This window comes from Parahaliea mediterranea, assembly GCF_017255185.1.
GTDB lineage: Bacteria > Pseudomonadota > Gammaproteobacteria > Pseudomonadales > Halieaceae > JAFKCZ01.
Map to the genome: position 1 here is coordinate 72,495 of NZ_JAFKCZ010000008.1, position 22,198 is coordinate 94,692.

The window sequence follows — 22,198 nt, forward strand, 5'->3', positions numbered from 1 at the left end:
GGCGCGCCCACGAATCAGTGAACCCCTACTGGAAGCCAAAGTCAAACCCGCCCGCCAGCGGCCGGAGCACCGGCAACCGCCTCCCCGCCATCCGCGGCGGATGACGCGGCGTCGCCAAATTCCGAACGCAGCAGCAGCGCGTGATAATTGGCGCGGTCCTTTGTACCCCGCGTCGAGCGGTCGGTAACCGAGAACAGCCAGCAGGCCGCCAGCGCCAGCGGCAGGGTAAACAGGGCCGGGTAGTCGTAGGGGAACAGCGGCGCCTCGAAGCCCAGTACCGAGACCCATACCTGCGGACCGATCACGATCAGCACCACCGAGGAAACCAGGCCCAGCACGGCGCCAATCACCGCGCCCCGCGTGGTCAACCCCGACCAGAACAGGGACAGGAAGAGCAGCGGGAAATTGACCGACGCCGCCACCACCATGGGCATGGTGGCGATAAAGGCGACATTTTCATCCTGGAACAGGATACCCAACACCACCGCGATCACGCCAATGGTCACGGTGGTGACACGCGTCAAAAACAATTCGCGCGCGGGATCCGGCTGGCCCTTGCACATAACTTCCGCGTACAGGTCGTGAGAGATCGCCGCCGCCCCGGATACCGTCAGGCCCGCCACGACCGCGAGGATAGTGGCAAAGGTGACCGCGGACATGAAACCGGTGAGCACATCCCCCCCCACCGCCGAGGCGAGGTGAATCGAGGCCATGTTGCCACCCCCCACCAGGCCGCCGCCCGGCTCGAAAAATTCCGGGTTGCCATACAGGAGCATGACCGAGCCGAAGCCGAGCACGATCAACGCCAGGTAGAAATAACCCATGAACAGCGAGGCGTAGAAGGCCGAGCGCTTGGCCTGGACCATGTCGGGCACGGTGTACAGGCGCATCAGGATGTGCGGCAGGCCGAGCGTCCCGAACAGCATCGCCACCAGGGTGGTGGTCACCTGAACCGGGTCGTCGAAAATCTGGCCGGCGCGCAGTATGGCGTCGCCGCGCGGATGGGCCGCGGTCGCCTCCACCAACAGCGTGTCGAAGCTGAACCCGGCGTGGTACATCACCAGCACCGCGCAGACGGTCACCCCGGTGAGCAGCAGTATCGCCTTGACGATCTGGACCCAGGTGGTGGCCAGCATGCCGCCAAAGGTGACATAGGCCAGCACCAGCGCACTCACCGCGATCACCGCCACTTCGTAGGGCAGGCCGAACAACAGCTGGATCAACTTTCCGGCGCCGACCATCTGCGCAATCAGGTAGAGAATCACCACGGTCAAGGTACCGCTGATGGCCACCAGGCGGATGCGGGTACGCTCCAGGCGCTCGGACACCACGTCGATGAAGGTAAAACGCCCCAGGTTGCGCACCCGACGGGCCAGCAGGAAAAGCATCAACGGCCAGGCCGAAAACGCGCCCAGCGCCAGCACCAGGCCGTCGAAACCGCCGAGGAAAATCAGCCCGGTGATACCCAGGAAGGAAGCCGCCGACATGAAATCGCCGGCGATGGCCGCGCCGTTCTGCAGGCCGCTGATCTGGCCGCCGGCATTGTAGAAATCGCCGCTGCTGCGCGTGCGGCGGGCGGCCCACCAGGTAATGAGCAGGGTCACCAGCACAAACAGCAGGAACATGCCGATGGCCACGGGATTCAGGGCCTGCTGGCTGACCTCGCCGACCGGCCCCGGCGCCGCGGCGAACGCGACCGGTGATAGCGCCATCGACAGCGGCATCAACGCCGCGAAGCCCTTGCGAAGGAGCTCGTGCACACTACTCATCGCCGGAGCCCTCCCGGCGATAGAACCACAGGAAGATGAGTTCCAGGCCGATAAACAACAGGATCAGGGCCACGAACATCACCAGTGACCCCGTAACCTGTGTCCCGCCCAGGGGCCGCGCCAGGAAGGCGCCCGCTTCGGTCCAGTTCAACACGAAGGAAAAATACAGCGTCAGCACCAGCAGGCTGAACACCATCCTGCGCCGGGTGCGCACCCTGACGGCGCGCAGTCTATCGCTATCGTTCAAAGCCACCTCTTTTGTTTTTATAGGCGCCGGGACTGCCCGGCACGGCAAGCTGAGTGGGCCGACAGGCCCGGGGCCGCCGGGCGGCCCCTGGTTCAATCGAGCGCTACACTGATCTCGGCAAAGCTGACGCGGGGCCGGATATCGGTGTAATTGGGCACGTCGGCGTTGATCTCGCCACCCACTTCCGCGAGCGCCGCCTTAAGCTGCTCCTCGCTCTCGAACACGATATCCACGCTGGCCCAGAACAGGTCGTGCCTGCCCGGCGCCTTGCCGGCATCCAGCCGCAGCACCGTACCCACAAGGCCCCGCCCGTCCAACAGGCGCCGGCACAGGGGCAGGTGCGTATCGCGGTAGTAATCGTGATCGAAGCGGCTGCCTTCCTCGCGGAGGTACTCCACGCTCATACAATACATGTTCGACGCTCCCCTTGTTATTTCTGGTCGAAATCCACGACTACCTTATCCGATATCGGGTGCGCCTGACAGGTGAGAATCAGGCCGGCCTCCATTTCACCGGGTTCCAGCGCGTGAGTGATGTCCATGTCCACCTCGCCCTCGATCAGCCGCGCCTTGCAGGTCGAGCAGACGCCGCCCTTGCACGAATAGGGCAGGTCGAGCCCGTGGTTGATGCCCGCATCGAGTACGTTCTCCCCGTCGGCGGTGAGCTCGAAAGTGCTGGCGCGACCATCCATGACCACGGTGACCTCGCTGGTCCGGCCGGCATAAGTCCTGGCGCGGGCGTGGTGTTTCTCCACCACCGCGCGGGCGTCGTCGGCGGAGGCGGCGAACAGTTCGTAGTGGATATTTTCCTCCGCCACCCCCACGCCGCGCAGGCCGCGAGACACTTCCGAGATCATCGACTCGGGGCCGCAGATGAAATATTCGTCGAAACTGTCGAGGTCGACAAGGCGGCGGCCCAACTCGGCGCCCTTGCGGTTGTCCAGCCGGCCGTTGAGGATATCGGCGCCCTGGTCCTCGCGGCTGAGGATGTTCACCCACTGGAAACGCGTCAGGTAGCGGTTCTTGAGGAAGCTCAAGGTCTCGCGGAACATAATGGTATTGGTGCGCTGGTTGCCGTACAGCAGCGTCACCCGCGCCGCGGGTTCGGTCTCGAGAATGGACTTGATGTTGGACACCACCGGCGTGATGCCGCTGCCGGAGGCGATGAACAGGTAGTTGCGCTCGGCCTGCGGGTCCAGCGGCACGAAGAAGCTGCCCTGGGGCGGCAGCACCTCCACGGTGTCACCGGCCTTGAGGCTGTCGTTGACGAAATTGGAGAACACGCCCCCTTCGACGCGCTTGACCGCAACCTGCAGATTCGGGTCGTGAATGCCCGAGCAGATCGAGTAGGAGCGGCGCAGGGACTCTTCGCCCACATCGGCGCGCAGGGTCAGGTACTGCCCGGGCTGATGGTGGAAGGCCTCCTTGAGGCTGTCCGGGATCTCGAAACTCAGCCGCATCGCCTGGTCGGTTTCCGGCTCGACGCGCGACAGGGTCAGGGTGTGGAACTGTGCGTCGCTCATGGCAACTCCTAGAAGCTTTTAAAATAGTCAAAGGGCTCGTGGCAATCCAGGCACTGGTACAGCGCCTTGCAGGCCGTGGAACCGAATTCGCTAACCGCCTGCACCCGGTCGGAGCCACAGTGCGGGCACGCGGGGGCGGCCCGCCCGGCTTCGCTCACCGGCGCGGCGATGCCGTAGGCTTCCAGCTTGGCGCGCGCCTCCTCGTCCATCCAGGTGCTCGACCAGGCCGGCGACAGCCGGGTCTGGATACGGTGGTGGGGATACCCCCCCTCCTCCAGGGCCTGCCCGATCTCTTCGCGGATCACGTCCATGGCCGGACAACCGGAGTAAGTGGGCGTGATCGTCACCTCCACCGTATCGCCGTCGCGCTCGATGTTCTGCAGCACGCCCAGCTCCCAGATGCTGATCACCGGGATCTCCGGGTCTTTTACCGCGTCCAGCAGGCGCCACAACTCCGGGCACGCCGAGTGCTGCCGGCGCCGGCGGCGCTCCAGCTCCTCGACGGGCAACAGTGGAATGCGATCGGACGCGGCCACGGCATTCACCACTGGCATCCGGGATAGGCGCGCTGCACGAACTGCAATTCACTCAGCAGGTGCCCGAGGTGCTCGGTGTGGTAGCCGGTGCGCCCGCCGTCGACCCGCCAGCCGTCCGCCGGCAGGGTCACGTCGGTCTCGGCGAAAGTAGCGCTTACCGCCCGGCGCCAGGGGGCCTCCAGGGCTTCACGGTCCACCGCGATACCGGCCGCGAGCAATTCGCGTTCCAGTTCATCCATGGCGAACAACTCCGGCAGGTAGCCCCAGATATCCTCCAGGGCCTGTTGCAGGCGGCGCCGGCTTTCCTCGGTGCCATCGCCCAGGCGCAGCATCCACTCGCGGCTCCGGCGCAGGTGATAGCGCGTTTCCTTGATCGCCTTGGTGGCGATGGCCGCCAGTTCCGCATCGCTCGAGCCCTGCAGCGCCTCCAGGAACAGCAGCGCGTGCTCGTCGAGCAGGTACTGCCGCGCCATGGTAAAGGCGAAGTCGCCCCGGGGCAGCTCGTTGATCAGCAGGTTGGTGAACTCGCGGCAATCGCGCTGGTAGGCCAGGGTATCCTCGGTGCAGTCGCCGCCAATCAGTTGCGCGCCGTAGCCCAGGAACATCCGCGCCCGGCCGATGTAGTCCAGCGCCACGTTGGTGAGCGCCAGGTCTTCCTCGAGGAAGGGGCCGTTGCTGCACCACTCCGACAGGCGGTGGCCGAGAATCAGGGCGTCGTCACCCAGGCGCACCGCGTAGTCGGCGGTGGCGCGGGTCAGGTCAGTTGTCATCGTCAATGCCCCCGCCTACATGTTGTTGACTTTGTCCGGCAGCTGGTAATGCGTGGCGTGCCGGTAGGGTTTGTCGTCCAGGGGATCGTAAAAGCTCTCGCAATCCCCTTCCTGGGAGGCGTGAATGTCGGAGGAATTAACCACCCAGATGCTGACACCCTCGCTGCGCCGGGTGTAAACATCCCGGGCGTACTCCAGCGCCTGCTCCGGGTCCTCGGCATGCAGGCTGCCGACGTGCTTGTGATCGAGGCCCCGCCGGGAGCGAATGAAGACCTCGTAAAGTTTCATGTGCTGTGTCATCTCTCGTCTCCTCAGATGCCTAGGCGGCCTTGCTGGCGCGCTGCTGTTTCTTCGCCTCGTGGGCGGCTATGGCCTCGCGCACCCAGGCGCCATCCTCGTGGGCGGCGACGTGGTGTGCGATACGCTGGCGATTGCAGGGCCCGCTGCCGCTGATTACACGGTTGAACTCGTCCCAGTCGATCTCGCCGAAATCGTAGTGGCCGCGCTCTTCGTTCCACTTGAGATCGGGATCGGGCAGGGTGAGGCCGATAACCTCGGCCTGCTCGACACTCTGGTCGACAAATTTCTGCCGCAGCTCGTCGTTGCTCTGGCGCTTGATCTTCCAGGTCATGGACTGGGCGGAGTGCGCGGACTCGGCGTCGTGGGGGCCGAACATCATCAGCGAGGGCCACCAGAAGCGGTTGACCGCGTCCTGGGCCATGGCGCGCTGCTCGTCGCTGCCCTGCATCAGGGTCATCATGATGTGGTAACCCTGGCGCTGGTGGAAGCTCTCCTCCTTGCAGATACGCACCATGCCGCGGGCGTAGGGGCCGTAGGAAGTGCGCTGCAGGGACACCTGGTTGACGATGGCTGCGCCGTCGACCAGCCAGCCGATGGCGCCGATGTCGGCCCAGGTCAGCGAGGGGTAGTTGAAGATCGACGCGTACTTGGCGGCGCCGCTGTGCAGCGCCTCGATCAGCTCCTCGCGGGTAATCCCCAGGGTCTCGGTGGCGCTGTACAGGTACAGTCCGTGACCGCATTCGTCCTGCACCTTGGCCAGCAGCACCGCCTTGCGGTGCAGGGTGGGCGCGCGGGTGATCCAGTTGCCCTCCGGCTGCATGCCGATCACTTCGGAGTGGGCGTGCTGGGAAATCTGCCGGATCAGGTTCTTGCGGTACCTCTCGGGCATCCAGTCCTTCGGCTCGATCTTTTCCTCGGCGTCGATCCGGGCCTGGAAGGCCGCTTCCAACTGCTGTTCGTTCGGTGAGCTGTCATTGGTCATGAGCTCTCTCCTGCTAAACGCGTTCAATGATCATGGCGATGCCCTGACCCACGCCGATGCACATGGTGCACAGGGCGTAGCGGGCCTCGCGGCGGTGGAGTTCGTACATGGCGGTGGTTACCAGGCGCGCGCCGCTCATGCCCAGGGGGTGGCCCAGGGCGATAGCGCCGCCGTTGGGGTTGACGTGGGCGGCATCGTCCGGCAGGCCGAGTTCACGGGTCACCGCCAGGCCCTGCGCGGCGAAGGCCTCGTTCAGTTCGATGATGTCCATGTCGCCGATGGACAGGCCGGTCTGCGCCAGGACCTTGCGCGCCGCGCCCACCGGACCGTAGCCCATGATGCGCGGTTCCAGGCCGCTGGAGGCCATGCCCAACACACGGGCACGCGGAGTGAGCCCGTATTGCGCGGCGGCGGCTTCGGTGGCCAATAACAGGGCACAGGCGCCGTCGTTGACCCCCGAGGCATTGCCGGCGGTGACGGTGCCGCCCTCGCGGAAGGGCGTCCCCAGGCGCGCCAGTGCTTCCGCGGTGGTATCCGGGCGCGGGTGTTCGTCGGCCTCCACCACAACCGGATCGCCCTTGCGCTGGGGAATGGTCACCGGGGTCAACTCATCGGCGAAGCGTCCCGCCTCCATCGCGGCGGCGGCGCGCTGCTGGCTGCGCAGGGCGAAGGCGTCCTGGGCCTCGCGCTCGATGCCGAACTGCGCGGCGACGTTCTCCGCGGTCTCCGGCATGGAATCGATGCCGTACTGGGCTTTTAGCAGTTTGTTCACGAAGCGCCAGCCGATGGTGGTGTCGTAGACCTGCGCATCCCGACTGAAGGCGGACGCGGCCTTGGGCATGACGAAGGGCGCGCGGGACATCGATTCCACGCCGCCGGCCAGCGCCAGCTGCACTTCCCCCGCGCGTATCGCGCGGGCCGCGGTACCCACCGCGTCCATGCCGGAGCCGCAGAGCCGGTTGACGGTCACCCCGGGCACTTCCACCGGCAGGCCCGCCAGCAGCGACGACATGCGCGCCACGTTGCGGTTGTCCTCCCCCGCCTGGTTGGCGCAGCCGTACCAGACGTCGTCGACGCGCGTCCAGTCCACGCCGGGATTGCGCGCCATCAACGCCGCCAGCGGCACCGCGCCCAGGTCGTCGGCGCGCACGGGCGCCAGGGCGCCGCCGTAGCGGCCGATGGGGGTGCGGATGGCGTCACAGATAAAGGCTTCGGTCATAACAGGGCTTCTCCACTTTCAGAATCGACAAGATTGCCACCGATCCGGTGGGCATTGCCGCGGAAGACGGCCAGTGTCCGGCCGTCCTGGTTGGTGACGGCGACATCATACAGCCCCGTGCGCCCCCCCTGGTGCAATTGTTTCGCGGTGGCGGTCAGCCGGTCACCCAGCTTGCCCGGCGCCAGGAACTCCACGCGCGCGCCCGCGGCGACGGTGCTGTGGTTTTCGCTGTTGCAGGCGAAGGCGAAAGCGCTATCGGCGAGGGCGAACAGGAAGCCACCGTGACACAGCGCGTGGCCGTTCAACATGTCCTCGCGCACGGTCATGCTCAGCACCGCCTCGCCCGGCGTCACCGACTCGATCCGCATGCCCATGCCCTGGGAGGCGCGATCGCCGGACCACATCGCGGCGGCGGCGGCATCGGCCAACTGCTGCGCGTCCAACACGCTCATTCTCCCTTGTACACCGGCTGGCGTTTTTCCAGGAAGGCCTTCACACCTTCCTGGTAGTCGTGGGTCTTGCCGGCGGCGCGCATGAGTTCCTTCTCCACCTCCAGCTGTTCATCGAGGGAATTGGTGGTGGAGGCAGCCAGGGCCTGCTTGGCGAAGGCAAAGCCGCGGGTGGGCTGGGTGGCCATCTGCCGCGCGAGGCCCAGGGCGGTGTCCATCAGCGCGTCGTCGTCCACCACCTGCCAGATCATGCCCCAGGCCTCGGCCTGCTCGGCGCTGATCTTGGGGCCGAGCATGGCCAGACCACGGGCGCGGGCCATGCCCACCAGGCGGGGCAGGATCCAGGTGCCGCCGGAATCAGGGATCAGGCCCAGCTTGCAAAAGGACTCGATAAAGCTGGCCGAGCGCGCGGCGATGACGATGTCGCAGGCCAGGGCGATATTGGCCCCGGCTCCCGCGGCGACCCCGTTAACCGCGCAGATCACCGGCTTTTCCATGCCGGTCAGCAGGCGGATCAGGGGGTTGTAGTTTTTCTCCACCGAATCGCCGAGGTCGGGCATCGCCTCGCCCGGCGCCACGGCGCGGTCGTTGAGGTCCTGGCCGGCGCAGAAGCCGCGTCCGTTACCGGTGAGCAGCACCGCGCGCACCGCGCTTTCTTCGGCCGCGAGTGTCAGCGCCTCGCGCACCTCGACGTGCATGTCGCTGGTAAAGCTGTTCAATGAATCGGGGCGATTGAGCCGCAGCACGGCAACCCCCGCCTCGATCGCAAACTCGATGTTGCTGTAAGCCATGTCTCGCTCCTCGTTTATCCCGCCCGCGGCCTCAGTCTTCGCGACGCTCGACCAGGGTCATGATGTCGTAGACGGCCACCGGCTGTTCGTCCTGGTTGGTCACCTCGATCGCCCACACCACCACGCCGTTGGGCTTTTCCTCGCCGCGGCGGGCTTTCTTGATCTTGTTTTTCACCGTGAGCTTGGCGCGGATGGTGTCGCCCGGGGCGACCGGTTCCACGAAGCGCAGGTTTTCCAGGCCGTAGTTGGCGATCACCGGACCCGGCGAGGGCTCCACGAACATGCCCGCCGCGGCCGAGATCACAAAGTAACCGTGGGCCACACGCTTGCCGAAGAAGGAATCCTTCGCCGCGATTTCATCGAAGTGGGCGTAGAAGTGGTCGCCGCTGAGGCAGCCGAAGTTGACGATGTCCGCCTCGGTGACCGTGCGCCGGTGGGTAATCAGGGTCTCGCCGATGCGCAGGTCTTCGAAGTGCTTCTTGAAGGGGTGCACGGCGTCGCTGTAGGCCCGGGCCCCGGGGTGGTACTCTGAGGTAATCGCCATCAGCGAGGTGGGCGAACCCTGGACGGCGGTGCGCTGCATATAGTGCTTCACCGCGCGCAGGCCGCCCAGTTCCTCGCCCCCGCCGGCGCGACCGGGACCGCCGTGCACCAACGGCGCCAGCGGCGAACCGTGGCCGGTGGACTCGCCGGCGCAGTCGCGGTTCAACACCAGCATGCGCCCGTGCCAGGGCGCGGTACCGAGAATCACCTCGCGCGCCTCGGCATCGTCGTGGGTAAAGAGCGAACCGACCAGGCTGCCCTTGCCCAGGCGGGCGATGGCCACGGCGTCCTCGAGGCTGTCGTAGGGCATCACGGTGCTGACCGGGCCAAAGGCCTCGACCTCATGCACCAGGCGCTTTTGCTTCGGATCGTCGCAGCGCAGCAGCGTGGCCGGGAAGAACGCGCCGCTGGCGTTGTCGGTGCCGGTCAGCGCGAAATCGGTGCCGCCGCCGTGGATGATCTCGCATTCCTCGGCCAGGCGCTCGACATTGGCGCGCACGTCCGCGGCCTGGTCGCGCCCCACCAGGGGGCCCATGCGCACGCCCTCGGCCTCGGGATCGCCGACCACGATTTTATCCAGGCGCGCCTTGAGCGCGTCCGCCACCGCGCCGAGGCGGTCGCGGGGCACGATCACGCGGCGGATCGCGGTGCACTTCTGTCCCGCCTTGACGGACATCTCGCGCACCACTTCCTTGATAAAGAGGTCGAACTCCGGATCCTCCGCCTGCACGCTCTGGCCGAGAATGGCGCAGTTGAGGGAGTCGGCCTCCATGGTGAAGGGGATGGAGTTGGCGACAATATTGGGGTGGGCGCGCAGCTTGCGCCCGGTGTTGGCCGAGCCGGTGAAGGTCACCACGTCCTGCTCGTCGAGCTGGTCCAGCAGGTCGCCCACCGAACCGCAGATCAACTGGATGGCGCCCTCGGGGAAGAAACCGCCGGCGATCATCTCGCGCACCACGGCCTCGGTGAGGAAGGCGCCCGGGGTCGCCGGCTTGACGATCACCGGCACTCCCGCCGCCAGGCTCGGGGCGATTTTTTCCAGCATGCCCCAGCAGGGAAAGTTAAAGGCGTTGATGTGCACCGACACCCCGGGCTTGGAAGTGAGGATGTGGCGCCCAACAAAGGTGCCCTCCTTCGACAGCCGCTCCATGCTTCCCTCGACCATGACCACGTCGTTGGGCATCTCCCGGGTCACCAGGCTGGCGTAGGTAAATACGGTGCCGATACCGCCCTCGATATCCACCCAGCCGTCGGCGCGGGTGGCGCCGGTTTTGGCCGACAGGGCGTAGAAGTCCTCCTTCTTCGCCATCAGGTGCTTGGCCATGGCTTTCAGAGCCGCGGCGCGCTCGTGGAAAGTCATGGCGCGCAGGGCCGGACCGCCGACCTCGCGCCCGTGACGCACCACGGCGGCGAAATCGACACCCTCGCTGGAGACCTGGCACACAGGCTCCCCACTGACGGCATTGTGCACGGTGACGCCCTCGCCCTCGCCCGCCTGCCAGCGGCCTGTTACGTAGCTCTCGAGCTTCATCTGGGTACTCCTATCGCATTTGTCGCATTTGTCGTTTTGAATTCCGGATTGCCGGGCGCGGCTATCGGCGCTTGTCGACCACCCGCTGGGCCTTGCCCTCGGAGCGGGGGATCGTGCCGGGCTCGTGGGCCGTCACCGCGGCGGACACGCCAATCAGCGACTTGACCCGGTGTTGCAGCGCCTTTTGCGCGTCCTGCATCGTGTTGGGCGAGCTCGGCGCGGCCATTTCCACATGGATCGCCAGGGCATCCAGGTGGCCCTGCTTGCTCACCTCAAGGTAGTAGTGCGGCGCCAGGCCCTCCACCGCCAGCAGCTGTTCCTCGATCTGGGAGGGGAATACGTTGACGCCGCGGATAATCAGCATGTCATCGGAGCGGCCGGTAATTTTCGCCATCCGGCGCATGGTGCGACTGGTGCCGGGCAGCAGGCGGGTGAGATCCCGGGTGCGGTAGCGGATCACCGGCATCGCGCGCTTGGTCAGGCTGGTGAAGACCAACTCGCCCTCCTCGCCCTCGGGCAGCACTTCCCCGGTTTCGGGATCGATGATCTCGGGGTAGAAATGGTCCTCCCAGATGGTGGGACCGTCCTTGCTCTCCACGCATTCCTGCGCCACGCCGGGGCCCATCACCTCGGACAGGCCGTAGATATCCACGGCATCGATGCCCAGGCGCTGCTCCATCTCACTGCGCATCGCGTCGGTCCAGGGCTCGGCGCCGAAGATACCCGCGCGCAGCGACAGGTCGCGGGGGTCGATGCCCTGGCGCTCCAGCTCATCGGCGATGTTCATCATGTAGGAGGGGGTCACCATGATGATGTCGGGGTCGAAATCCCGGATCAGCTGCACCTGCTTCTCGGTCTGCCCGCCGGACATCGGCACGACCGTGCAGCCCAGGCGCTCGGCCCCGTAGTGCGCCCCCAGGCCGCCGGTAAACAGACCGTAGCCGTAGGCGACATGCACCATGTCCTCGGCCCGGCCGCCGGCGGCGCGAATCGAACGCGCCACGACCTCGGCCCAGGTGTCGATATCCTCTTGCGTGTAGCCCACCACCGTGGGCTTGCCGGTGGTGCCGCTGGAGGCGTGGATGCGCACCACCTGCTCCCGGGGCACGGCGAACAGGCCAAAGGGGTAGTTGTCGCGCAGGTCCTGCTTGGTGGTGAAGGGAAAGCGCGCCAAATCCTCCAGCGACCCCAGGTCCTCCGGCGACACCCCGTGGGCCTCGAAGCGGGCGCGATACACCGGGGAATTGTCGTAGACGTGCCGCAGCGTCTCGCGCAGTCGCTCGAGTTGCAGCGCGCGCAGCTCGTCGACACTGGCGGTCTCGATGGCGTGGAGTGGCTGGGTACAGGGTTGTGATCGCATGGGCTCGCTCCGGCTTCCTGTTATGCGCATTATAGGCGAGCAGTATGTAATACCATTTATAATTATTTTTCAATATTTTTGTATCACTTAATCCTCAACTCACTCGCGCCGGCGGCGGAGCCGCGACCCCGCTAACCCGGCGACCGCCGGACCGCACGCGCGCAATACGCGCCCCGTGAAAGGGGCTGGCGGGATCAATGGGGCCAGGGGTGACAATGGATTGACCAGGCCTCGCCGCCCCCGCGGGTGCAGTGGCGGCCGAACGATTCACGGGAATGAGCGAAGCCCGGCCGGGGAGGCGGAAAGGGCCGACTGGCGGGAAAAATCGATGCCCGGTACGCGCGAGCGGCCGGGCCCGGTCGGGAAAAAGACCGCTGCTAAATCAGTGCCGCACCACGCGGCTCAGCCGCGGCTTTTGTACAGCGGCTGGACATCCTCGACGACGATGCGGCGCCTGTCCGCCTCGACCGCCGCCAGGGGCTCCGCCGGCCGCAGGGTCTGCAAACAACGCCGCGAGAGTGCCTGATACTCCGCGGTACCCCGCGATTTCCAGGCAATTTCCTCATCGGTGACCTGGCGCAGAAGCCTGGCTGGACTGCCCACCAGCATGGACCGGGCATCGCAGTGAAACTTGGCCTTAACGAAGGCGCAGGCCGCGACAATGCATTCGGGGCCGATCTCCGCGCCGTCCATAATCACCGCGTTCATCCCCACCAGGGTGTTGCGGCCGATGCGGCAACCGTGCAGTACCGCGCCGTGGCCAATGTGGCCGTTTTCCTCCACCTCGGTATCGGTCCCCGGAAAACCGTGCATGATGCAGGTATCCTGCAGGTTCGCGCCCGGGCCGAGGATCAGGCGACCAAAATCGCCGCGCATCACCGCGTTGGGGCCCACATAGGCGCCGGGGCCGACGATGGCATCGCCAATCAACACCGCGGTCTCGTGCACGAAAGCCGTGGGGTCGACCACCGGCGTAATTCCATCGATACTGAATACTGGCATGGCTATTGCGTCCCCGAGCACAAATGGAGCGTCCAGTATAGGCGCCTGCTTTTTATGACACAATTTTTATATATTTTTTAATTATTTGGTATTATGTAAAGCATCATTCCAATAGCGCTGTGCGCTCGCACAGGGCAATAACAAATCGATATATGGCACAACTCAAAATCATTTCCGACCTGCTGGACGACTTCCGGCAGCGACGCCCGATCCGCGGGCGCTCGCTCATCATCACTGTGTTTGGCGACGCCATTTCCCAGCACGGCGGTTCCCTCTGGCTGGGCAGCCTGATCCACGCCCTGGCGCCCTTCGGCCTCAGTGACCGCCTGGTGCGCACCTCGGTCTACCGCCTGCTGCAGGAAGACTGGCTCACCTCGCGCCAGGTGGGGCGGCGCAGTTACTACAGCCTGTCCGAGACCGGTTCGCGCCAGTACCAGCGTGCGGCCCGCCGCATTTACGCCGCCGCCCGCCCCCGCTGGGACGGCCAGTGGATCGTGGTCATGCCCTCGTTCCTGGTGGACGAAGAGCGCGAGCAGTTGCGCCGCCAGCTGCGCTGGGAGGGCTACGCCGCGCTGGCCTCGGGTGTTCTGGGGCACCCGGGCGGCGACCGCCGGGCGCTGGATGAAACCCTCCAGGAACTGGGGGCGAGCGACAAGGTGGTGGTGATGAACGCCCACACCGAGGACGCCGCCTCGCAGGTGGCGCTGCAGGAGCTGGCCCGGGACTGCTGGCAGATCGACGAGCTCGAGGCCCGCTACAACGCCTTCCTGGCGACCTTCCGGCCGGTACTGGCGGCCCTCAAGCGGGCCAGGACGCCAGCGCCGGAACAGTGCTTCCAGGTCCGCACCCTGGCAATTCACGAATACCGGCGCATCCTGCTGAAAGACACCGACCTCCCCGACGAGCTGCTGCCCGGGAACTGGGCCGGCAAGGCCGCCCGCAACCTGGCCGCCAATCTCTACCGCGCCACCTACGCCGGCGCCGAACACTACCTGACCGGGACCATGGAGACCGCCGAGGGCGCCCTGCCACAGGCGGATGCCAGCTTCTACGACCGCTTCGGCGGCCTGAAACGGGCATAACGCCACCCGCCCCCGCCCTTGCCCCGCGAAGGGTTCTATACTCTGACTATGGCCTGGTTGCACCCCGGGACCCCGGCTGCCGGCTTCAATGGAAGGCGGCCTGTGGCGCCGCCGTTTCCCACACCCGGACCGGGACCGACAAGCAAGGCAACAAGCGGTTGATTTATATGGATAAATAAACGAAGACCCGGTGCCGCGAGCGCCCCATAGCCAACGGCAGTTTCCACGCCAGCAGGGTGTGGGAGGCCTGCCCAGAGGAGGTCACCATGTCGCTTCAACCCGTAAACCCCGCAATTATAAGCCGCCCCGCCCTCGCCTTCGCCGCGGGCGCCTCCCTCGCATGCCTGCTCCCCGCCGCGCCCGCCCACGCCCAGGCCGGACAGCTGGAGGAGGTCATCGTCACCTCGAACTACCGGGAGGAAAACCTGCAGGATGTCGCCGTCGCGGTGACGGCCCTGTCCGGGGATGAACTCAACGAGGCGCAAATTTTCGGCCCCACCGAGATCGCCTACAAGGCGCCGGGCATGGCCTACGCCGAGTTCGCCCCCGGCCAGGCCATCATCTCCATGCGCGGCATCAGCTCGGCGGACGACGGCGCCGGGATGGACAACTCCGTGGTCATGTTCCTCGACGGGGTCTATGTCGGCAGCATCGCCAGCATCAACCAGGAAATGTTCGACGTGCAGCGAATCGAGGTCCTGCGCGGCCCACAGGGCACGCTGTTCGGCCGCAACGCCATCGGCGGCGTGCTGAACGTGACCACCCTCAAGCCCTCGGACGAGCTTAACGTGCGGGCGGAAGTCTCGGTCGGCAACGAGGGCAACCTGCGCTACCAGGGCCTGGTGTCGGGCGGCATCACCGACTCCCTCTCGGGCAAGCTGGTCTACAACCACCGGGAACACGACGGCTACGTGGATAACGTCGTTCTCGGCATCGACCAGCAGGACGAGGATGTGACCTCCTATCGCGGGCAGTTGCGCTGGGAGACCGAGTCCATGGACTGGCTGTTCTCCGCCGATTACATGGAGGACGAGCGGGAGGACATGGGGCGCGTGCCGATCGTCTCCGGCACCGCGCCCACCGTGGACCTGTGGCGGGAACAGGGCGGCTCGTTCCGCAAGGTGACGGCGCCGGTGGGCACCAAGGCCGAGGGCGGCGGTTCGGAGCGCGAAACCGGGGGTGTCAGCCTGCAGGGCGACATCCTGTTCGAATCCGGTACCTTCACCACCATCACCGCCTTTCGCAACGCCGAAACGGACTGGGGCATGGCGTCGATCGGCGTGGGCATCCCGGTGGAGATCATCGACGATATCGTCCAGGACATCGATACCTTCACCCAGGAATTCCGCTGGACCTCCAACCTCGGCGGCAACTTCAACTACGTGGCGGGCATCTACTACCTGGACGAGGAAACCGACCGCACCGAGCAGTTTCGCCTGCTGCTGCCCGGGACCGGCGACATTGGCAACGAGGTCTCGCGGCAGGTTAACGAAACCACCAGCTACGCCGCCTATTTCCAGGGCGACTACGATTTCTCCGAGGCCCTGACCCTGACCGTCGGACTGCGCTATACCTACGACGACAAGGAAACCCGCTCCATTTCAGTCAACTGTGGCCAGCCGGGCGCGGCTGACTACCCCCGGTACTGCACCGGGGTCGGCGGCAGCCTGGCGATCATCGCCCAGACCTTCGACGTGACCGCCGATGACTCCTGGAGCGATGTCTCGCCCAAGGTCACCCTCACCTACCGGCCGCTGGACAACATGATGGTCTACGGCACCGTGGCCTACGGTTTCAAGAGCGGCGGCTTCGGCGGCGCGCCGGGCACGCCGGAGCAGGCGCAGGTACCGGTCGACCCGGAGGACGCGATCAATTACGAGCTGGGCCTGAAGGGCGACTTCCTCGACCAGAGCCTGCGCCTCAACGCGGCGGCCTTCTACATCGACTACCAGGACCTGCAGATCGTACGCTTTGGCCCCACCGAGGCCAACCCGGACTTCGGCTCGTTTATCACCGACAACATCGGCGAGGCGGACATCTACGGCATCGAGACCGAATTCACCTGGCACCCCAGCGACAATTTCCGCCTCAGCGGCAACTACGCCTACCTGTCCACGGAGGTCAACGACCTGATCATCGCCGGCGCCGGCGGCGCGGTCGATGTATCCGGCTCCGACCTGCGCCAGGCGCCGGAAAACAAATACTCGTTGACCGCCAGCTACGACATCCACCTGGGCGGCGGCTCGCTGATCAACCTGCGCGCGGACTACGCGCACACCGACGAGCAGATCAATGACTACCTCAACCAGGACACCATTATCGAGGACTTCGACCTGTTCGACGCCCGGCTGGCCTGGGTGTCCGCCAGCCAGAACTGGACCGTGGCGGCCTGGGGCAAGAACCTGACCGACGAGGAGTACATCTCGCACAGCTATGTGATCGGCCCCGGCGTGATCGGCGTCTGGGGTCACCCCAGAACCTACGGCCTGTCCATCAGCTACGAAATGTGAACCGGGGGCCGGCGGCGCGAGCGCCACGCCGGCCCACCCTTGCGCGCAACCCAGCGACCTGCGCGGTTGCCGGAGAACAACAGCGATGAAACGTACCGCCCTCGCCGGTATCGCCCTGATAGGTATTTGCCTGCAAGCCTGCCATACCGGGCCCGGCGGCGCCGATGCCGGCGCGCCGGTCGCGGCCACCCGCACCGAAGCGGTCACCCTCTATCGCGACCGCTACGGCACGCCCCACGTCTTCGCCGAGAGCAACCGCGGCGTGTATTTCGGCTACGGTTACGCGGTGGCGCAGGACCGGCTGTTCCAGATGGAGATGCTCAAACGCACGGCCACAGGCACGGTATCGGCGGTGCTTGGGGAGGATTACCTCGACCTGGATATCACGCTGCGCACCCAGTACAACCACCCCGCGGTGGCGGCGCAGGTGGCGGCGCTCAACGCCCGGGACCGCGAGATTCTGGCGGCCTACGCCGAGGGCTTCAACGCGCGCATCGACGAACTCGCCACCGACAGGGGCGCGCTCCTGCCCAAGCCCTTTATCGACTACGACTTTGCGCCCTCGCGCTGGAGCGCACAGGACGTCGCCGCGATATTCGTCGGCGCCATCGCCCACCGCTACGCCGATTTCAACTCCGAGCGCGACAACCTCGCTTTTCTGCAGGCGATGGAGGCCCGGCACGGCAAGCGGGCGGCCTGGGCCCTGTTCAACAGCGTGAAATGGCTCTACGACAACACCTCGCCGACCACCATCGCCCGCACCGGCGAGGTCGACGACAACGCTCCCCCGCGCCCTGCCTACCTCGACGAGCTGGCGCCATCGAAGGGCCCCAGCCGGATGGTGTTCGACGACACCGGCAAGCTCGCCGGCCTGAGCAGCACTCCGGAACTGGCCAGCCAGCTGCGACAACAACTGACCCGCAGCGGTTTCGGCGCCCACCCCGAGTTCGCCCCGGCGAGCAATTTCTGGGCGATGAACACGCTCGGCGATGCCAGGGGCGCACTGCTCAACGGCCCTCAGTTCGGCTTTTCGATGCCCGGCTATGTCTACGGCATCGGCCTGCACGGCGGCGACTTCGATGTCGTCGGCAACACGCTGCTGGCCCTGCCCTCGCTGCTGTTCGCCCACAACAACGCTATCGCCTGGGGCAGCACCGCCGGCCTCAGCGACCAGACCGACGAGTACCTGCTGCGCCTCAACCCCGACAATCCCGGGCAATACCGACACAACGGCAACTGGGTGGATTTCGACACCTGGGAGGAAACCATTCACGTGCGCGGCCGTCCCCCGGTGACAGTGACCGCCCGCCGCGCCGTGCAGGGCATGGTGCTCGATCACCGGCCGATGGAGGGTATCGCCTGGGCCCGCGCCCGCGCCTGGGAGGGCAAGGCGGTGGATTCGCTAATGGCCTGGATCTGGCTTGCCGTCGATAAAGCCCTGCCCGCGGCCGTGGACCGGATCGGCGCCAAGGTCACCAACATCAACATGTACCTGATGGACAAGACGGGACGCCTGGCCTATATCCACAGTGGCCGCTACCCCCAACGGGCCGCCGGGCACGACTCGCGGCTGCCCGCCGTGGGCGACGGGCGCGCCGACTGGGCGGGCCTGCGGCCCTATGCGGACAACCCCAAGACCCTCGACCCGCACCAGGGCTATATCGTCAACTGGAACAACCGGCCCGCGCAAAACTGGCGCAGTTCCGACCTGTGGAACCTGACCTGGGCTCGCGCCGACCGCGCCCAGGTGCTGATCGACGCCATGCGGGCCGCGCGCGGCGGCACCGTGCAACAGATGGTGGATATCAACCGGCGCAGCACCTTCGCCGACGTCAACCTGCCGTTCCTGCTGCCCTACCTCGAAAACGCGCTGGCGGATCGCGAGCTACAGGCCACACGGATGCAGGCCCTGGCCCTGCTCAGGAACTGGGACGGCCAGTGGCGGGCGGACGGCAAGGGGCAGTTCGGTCCCGCGGCGACCCTGATGGAAGCCTGGGTGCGGGCGCTGCTGGAGCAGGTCTTTCAGGACGATGTGGGTGGGGATTTCTGGCACCTGTTCGCCGCCACCAACTACCCCACCACCCGACAGGGACCCTCGATCGGCAACCCGGTGGGCGTAAAAGCCCTGGTGCGGCAGCTCGACACGCTGGCCGCGGGCGGCCAGCCGGCGTACGACTTCCTCAACGGCCAGTCTCCGGACACGGTGCTCGCGCACAGCTTTATCACCGCCGTCGACGCGTTGCGCGCCAGCCAGGGCGAAGAGGTCGGCGCCTGGCGCGTGGATGCGGCGCCGATGCAGTGGGCGCCGGTCAATTTCCGCGGAGTCCCCCAGGCCAGCGAGGACAACCTGTTGAGCGTCCCCACCTACCAGAACCGGGGCAGCGAGAACAATGTCTTCGTCGCCACCGGCACGGGTATCGAAGGCCGCGACGTGATCCCCCCCGGCCAGGGCGGCCACCTGCTACCCGACGGCTCGCCGGCGCCGCACTACGACGACCAGCTGGAACTGTACAAGCGCTTCGAATACAAGGCCCTGCCGTTCTCGCGCGCGGCGGTGGAGCGCGCCGCCGCCTCCGTCACCGAGTTGCGGCTGCCGCGATAAGCGGCTCGATCGCGGCGGCAATGTCCAGCAGGCGGCAGTCGCTGCCGGCGGGGCCATCGAGTTCCATGCCGATGGGCATGTCACCACCCGCGGCGGGCAGGCTGATACCGGGAATACCGGCGTTCGAGGCGGGATCGGTGTTGCGAATGTAGGTGTTGAAGGTCGGGCGGCGCTCTCCGTTCAGGGACACCGTTTCCAGGTTGCCGGCAATCGGCCGCGCCGCCAGCGGCGTGGTGGGAAAAATCACCGCCTCGACATCGTGCCCTGCGAAATAGTCCCGATAGGCCCCCTGCAGCGCCCGCCGGTGTTCGCCGACAGCACTGCGGTAGCTGGCCTCATCGACGGCGCCCCCCAGCGCATCGCCGACCACCGCTTTGACATCGGGGCTGGCAATACTGTCCACGAAGGCCTCGATGCCCAGCCCCGGCCGGTACCGCGCCAGGTAGTCAGGCAGCAATCTGCTGGTTTCGTACAGCACCACGGGAAAGCCCACGGCGCCGTTCAGCGACTCGATGTCCGCAATATCCGCCTCCACCAGTACCGCGCCAGCCGCCGCCAGGCGCTCCAGGGACGCGGCCGCCGCGGCGGCGACGAGCGGGCTCAGATCGTCGTAGAAGTAGGCGCGGGGCACACCGAGTCGCAAACCCGCCAGCTTTGCGGGCTCCAGGCTGCCGCAGGCCTCATCGGCCATCACGCTGTCGAGCAGGGCCGCGGTACGCACATTCATCGCTATCGGTCCGGCGGTATCCCGCGTGGTGGAAATCAGCGTCATGCCGCTGTTGGGATAGCGGCCGGTGGTGGGCCGGAAACCGACCACCCCGTTCAGCGCGGCGGGGATGCGCACCGAACCCCCGGTATCGGTGCCGATACCGGCATCGACCAGCCCCAGGGCCACGGCGACGGCGGTGCCGCCACTGGAGCCCCCGGCGAGGTAGTCCGCATCCCGGGCATTGCCAACCACTCCGTAGGCGGTGTTGGCGCTGGTAATACCGTAGGCGAGTTCGTGCAGGTTGTTCTTGCCGGCGATGGTCGCCCCCGCGGCCCTGAGCCGCGCGACAACCCCGGCATCCTCCCCGGGCACGAAGCTGGCCAAAGCCGGCGTCCCCGCGGTGTTGGGCAGGCCGGCGACGTGGATATTGTCCTTGATGCCCAGGGTCATCCCGTCGAGCGGGCCGGCGCCGGTCGGCGGGATGCTGGCCCGGGTGATGAAGCTGGCGTGCTCGCTGGGGTTGTCGGTGTACGGTTGCTGCGCGATGACGACAGCCGGTGGGCTCACGACCTGGCCTGGCGACTTCTCGCTACCGCCCCAGGCACTGGCCGCCATGCCCAGGAGAACGGCCCCGGCGTTGACGACCCAGTTGCGATCACGCAAAACTCCAGTCACCACGGCAGCTCTCCTTCCCGATATTATCGTGCTCTTTAAAACCGGCGCCCGGTCAGAACACAGCCGGGGCCTTGAACACTAGCGCGGTTTCCACGCCGGCGCCACCATGCGCCGCTTGCCATCGACGGTGAGCGCGACCCCCGGCTCGTCCAGTTGCTCCCGGTCCCACAGCTCACAGGTGACCTGCTTGTGTTTCTGGTCCAGGCCCTCGCAGTAGTTGCTGTAGCGGCATACGATGACTTGCGGGCCGTAGCCGGTGCGCACCTTCTCGAACCAGTCCGGGTCCGCCAGGGCCTGGCGGGCGAAGCCGATGATGTCGGCCTTGTCCTCCCGCAGGATGTCCTCGGCGGCCTTGAAACCGAAGATGCCGCCGGCGACCACCACCGGGATGTCGAGCTGGTGCGCCTGCAGCGTCTGGCGGATGGCCGCCACCGGCTCGATATTGCGCCCGAAGGGCCCCTGTTCATCGGAAATATAACCCGGCATGCACTCGTAGCCGCTCTGCCCGGTATAGGGATAGGCGGCCCAGCCCACCTTCGGTTGCTTGGCGTCGTCGAATTTGCCGCCGCGGGACAGGGACAGGAAATCCATGCCGGCCTCGGCAAAGCAGCGGGCGAAGTAGCAGGCGTCGTCGACCCGGTTGCCGCCGTCGATGATCTCGTCGCTCAGGAAGCGGCAGCCCACGGCGAATTGGTCGCCGGTGGCCTCGCGCACCGCGCGGTACACCTCCAGGGGCAGCCTCACGCGACCCTCCCGCGCCCCGCCGTAGCCGTCCTCGCGGGTGTTGGTGGCCGACAGGAAAGAGGCCATGGTATAGGCGTGGGCGTAGTGCAGCTCCACCCCGTCAAAACCCGCTTCCTCGGCGCGCCGCGCGGCGTCGGCGAACAGGCCGGGCAGGGTTCGCGGCAAATCGGCGACACCGGGAATGTGGGTGTCGGTCACCCGCTCCCGGTAGCCCATTTGCATGTCTTCCCACTCCTTGGGGGTCAGCGCGGCTTGCAGCGCACCGGGTTCCAGGGCCAGCAGCGCCTCGCGCACCGCCGCCTCGTCCGCGCCGGGCAGATCGAGCGCCTGGCGATGGTGGTCGCCCACCGCGAGAAAGCGGCGCAGGAACTTCTCCGGGTCCGGGCGGCGGCGAATGGGCAGGAAGTCGATGATCTGGATCAGCAGACGGGTCTGGCCCTCGCTGGCCTCGCGCACCACATCCACCAGTTTTTTCAGCCCGGGGATGTAGCGGTCGTCGCCGATACGCAGCAGGGGGCCGCTGGGAATGTCGCGGATGCCGGTGGCCTCGACCACGATGGCGCCGGGCTTGCCGCGGGCGAAGCGCTCGTACCACTGCAGTACGTCGGCGGTGACCTCGCCCTCCTCGTTGGAGCGCCAGGGCACCATGGCCGGTATCCAGGTGCGCTGGTCCAGGGTCAGCGGGCCGGCCCTTAGCGGCGAGAACAGGCGACTGGCGGCGGCCTCGGAGGCGCTGGGCCAGTCCTCCTCAACAGCGGTGTACTTGATGCGTTGCGGCGGTTTCCACATGGTCGACTCCCGATTGAAGGAGCCGATATTTTAAATCTAAAATATTTTGCTGTGCAAGCCGCGGCG

19 protein-coding genes are annotated in these 22,198 nt (G+C 66.5%); 3 read left to right on the forward strand and 16 right to left on the reverse strand.

Annotation, left to right across the window (positions count from 1 at the left end; translation table 11 throughout):
• Positions 1-41 precede the first annotated feature (41 nt).
• The 14 genes from JYP50_RS12165 to JYP50_RS12230 form a co-directional block, all read right to left on the reverse strand.
• Entirely contained in the window at positions 42-1,769 is a 1,728-nt protein-coding gene (locus JYP50_RS12165) for a sodium:solute symporter family transporter (protein WP_241263098.1), read from the reverse strand.
• Positions 1,762-2,016 carry a DUF485 domain-containing protein gene (locus JYP50_RS12170; protein WP_206560803.1) on the reverse strand — a complete coding sequence of 85 codons (255 nt, stop codon included), beginning with the start codon at positions 2,014-2,016 and terminating at the stop codon, positions 1,762-1,764. Before JYP50_RS12170 ends, JYP50_RS12165 begins: the two co-directional genes overlap by 8 nt.
• A gap of 92 nt (positions 2,017-2,108) precedes the next feature.
• Entirely contained in the window at positions 2,109-2,429 is a 321-nt protein-coding gene (locus JYP50_RS12175; RefSeq protein ID WP_206560804.1) for an EthD family reductase, read from the reverse strand.
• A gap of 17 nt (positions 2,430-2,446) precedes the next feature.
• A complete protein-coding gene (gene paaE, locus JYP50_RS12180) occupies positions 2,447-3,538 on the reverse strand; it encodes a 1,2-phenylacetyl-CoA epoxidase subunit PaaE (RefSeq protein ID WP_206560805.1) in 1,092 nt (363 codons plus the stop codon).
• An 8-nt stretch (positions 3,539-3,546) separates the two neighbouring features.
• Positions 3,547-4,074 (reverse strand): 1,2-phenylacetyl-CoA epoxidase subunit PaaD, encoded by a 528-nt coding sequence (paaD, locus tag JYP50_RS12185; protein ID WP_347136778.1) that lies wholly within the window; start codon positions 4,072-4,074, stop codon positions 3,547-3,549.
• Between the two features lie 5 nt (positions 4,075-4,079).
• On the reverse strand, positions 4,080-4,844 hold the full coding sequence (gene paaC / locus JYP50_RS12190) for a 1,2-phenylacetyl-CoA epoxidase subunit PaaC (RefSeq protein ID WP_206560807.1): 765 nt from the start codon (positions 4,842-4,844) through the stop codon (positions 4,080-4,082).
• Positions 4,845-4,859: 15 nt separating this feature from the next.
• Positions 4,860-5,144: a 1,2-phenylacetyl-CoA epoxidase subunit PaaB gene (gene paaB, locus JYP50_RS12195; protein ID WP_206560808.1), complete on the reverse strand. Its 285-nt coding sequence runs from the start codon at positions 5,142-5,144 to the stop codon at positions 4,860-4,862.
• A gap of 19 nt (positions 5,145-5,163) precedes the next feature.
• Entirely contained in the window at positions 5,164-6,126 is a 963-nt protein-coding gene (gene paaA / locus JYP50_RS12200) for a 1,2-phenylacetyl-CoA epoxidase subunit PaaA (protein WP_206560809.1), read from the reverse strand.
• A 13-nt stretch (positions 6,127-6,139) separates the two neighbouring features.
• On the reverse strand, positions 6,140-7,345 hold the full coding sequence (gene pcaF / locus JYP50_RS12205; protein WP_206560810.1) for a 3-oxoadipyl-CoA thiolase: 1,206 nt from the start codon (positions 7,343-7,345) through the stop codon (positions 6,140-6,142).
• Complete coding sequence (gene paaI / locus JYP50_RS12210) at positions 7,342-7,797, reverse strand: hydroxyphenylacetyl-CoA thioesterase PaaI (protein ID WP_206560811.1); 456 nt, start codon at positions 7,795-7,797, stop codon at positions 7,342-7,344. The genes pcaF and paaI overlap by 4 nt, the downstream gene beginning before the upstream one ends.
• Positions 7,794-8,585 (reverse strand): 2-(1,2-epoxy-1,2-dihydrophenyl)acetyl-CoA isomerase PaaG, encoded by a 792-nt coding sequence (gene paaG, locus JYP50_RS12215; RefSeq protein ID WP_206560812.1) that lies wholly within the window; start codon positions 8,583-8,585, stop codon positions 7,794-7,796. Before paaG ends, paaI begins: the two co-directional genes overlap by 4 nt.
• A 31-nt stretch (positions 8,586-8,616) precedes the next feature.
• On the reverse strand, positions 8,617-10,659 hold the full coding sequence (gene paaZ / locus JYP50_RS12220; protein ID WP_206560813.1) for a phenylacetic acid degradation bifunctional protein PaaZ: 2,043 nt from the start codon (positions 10,657-10,659) through the stop codon (positions 8,617-8,619).
• Between the two features lie 61 nt (positions 10,660-10,720).
• Complete coding sequence (paaK, locus tag JYP50_RS12225) at positions 10,721-12,019, reverse strand: phenylacetate--CoA ligase PaaK (protein WP_206560814.1); 1,299 nt, start codon at positions 12,017-12,019, stop codon at positions 10,721-10,723.
• A 402-nt stretch (positions 12,020-12,421) separates the two neighbouring features.
• On the reverse strand, positions 12,422-13,021 hold the full coding sequence (locus tag JYP50_RS12230) for a phenylacetic acid degradation protein PaaY (protein ID WP_206560815.1): 600 nt from the start codon (positions 13,019-13,021) through the stop codon (positions 12,422-12,424).
• Between the two features lie 152 nt (positions 13,022-13,173).
• Here JYP50_RS12230 and paaX point away from each other — a divergent pair, with 152 nt between their 5' ends.
• From paaX to JYP50_RS12245, 3 genes are all read left to right on the forward strand, one after another.
• Complete coding sequence (gene paaX, locus JYP50_RS12235) at positions 13,174-14,103, forward strand: phenylacetic acid degradation operon negative regulatory protein PaaX (RefSeq protein ID WP_206560816.1); 930 nt, start codon at positions 13,174-13,176, stop codon at positions 14,101-14,103.
• Between the two features lie 266 nt (positions 14,104-14,369).
• Positions 14,370-16,613 carry a TonB-dependent receptor gene (locus JYP50_RS12240; RefSeq protein WP_206560817.1) on the forward strand — a complete coding sequence of 748 codons (2,244 nt, stop codon included), beginning with the start codon at positions 14,370-14,372 and terminating at the stop codon, positions 16,611-16,613.
• An 85-nt stretch (positions 16,614-16,698) separates the two neighbouring features.
• The gene (locus tag JYP50_RS12245) at positions 16,699-19,215 is read left to right on the forward strand and encodes a penicillin acylase family protein (protein WP_206560818.1); all 2,517 of its coding nucleotides are present in this window, start codon (positions 16,699-16,701) and stop codon (positions 19,213-19,215) included.
• Here the strand turns inward: JYP50_RS12245 and JYP50_RS12250 are convergent.
• Positions 19,190-20,599 carry an amidase family protein gene (locus JYP50_RS12250; RefSeq protein ID WP_347136779.1) on the reverse strand — a complete coding sequence of 470 codons (1,410 nt, stop codon included), beginning with the start codon at positions 20,597-20,599 and terminating at the stop codon, positions 19,190-19,192. The genes JYP50_RS12245 and JYP50_RS12250 overlap by 26 nt on opposite strands.
• Positions 20,600-20,677: 78 nt before the next feature.
• The gene (locus tag JYP50_RS12255; protein WP_206560819.1) at positions 20,678-22,132 is read right to left on the reverse strand and encodes an NADH:flavin oxidoreductase; all 1,455 of its coding nucleotides are present in this window, start codon (positions 22,130-22,132) and stop codon (positions 20,678-20,680) included.
• Between the last annotated feature and the right edge of the window lie 66 nt (positions 22,133-22,198).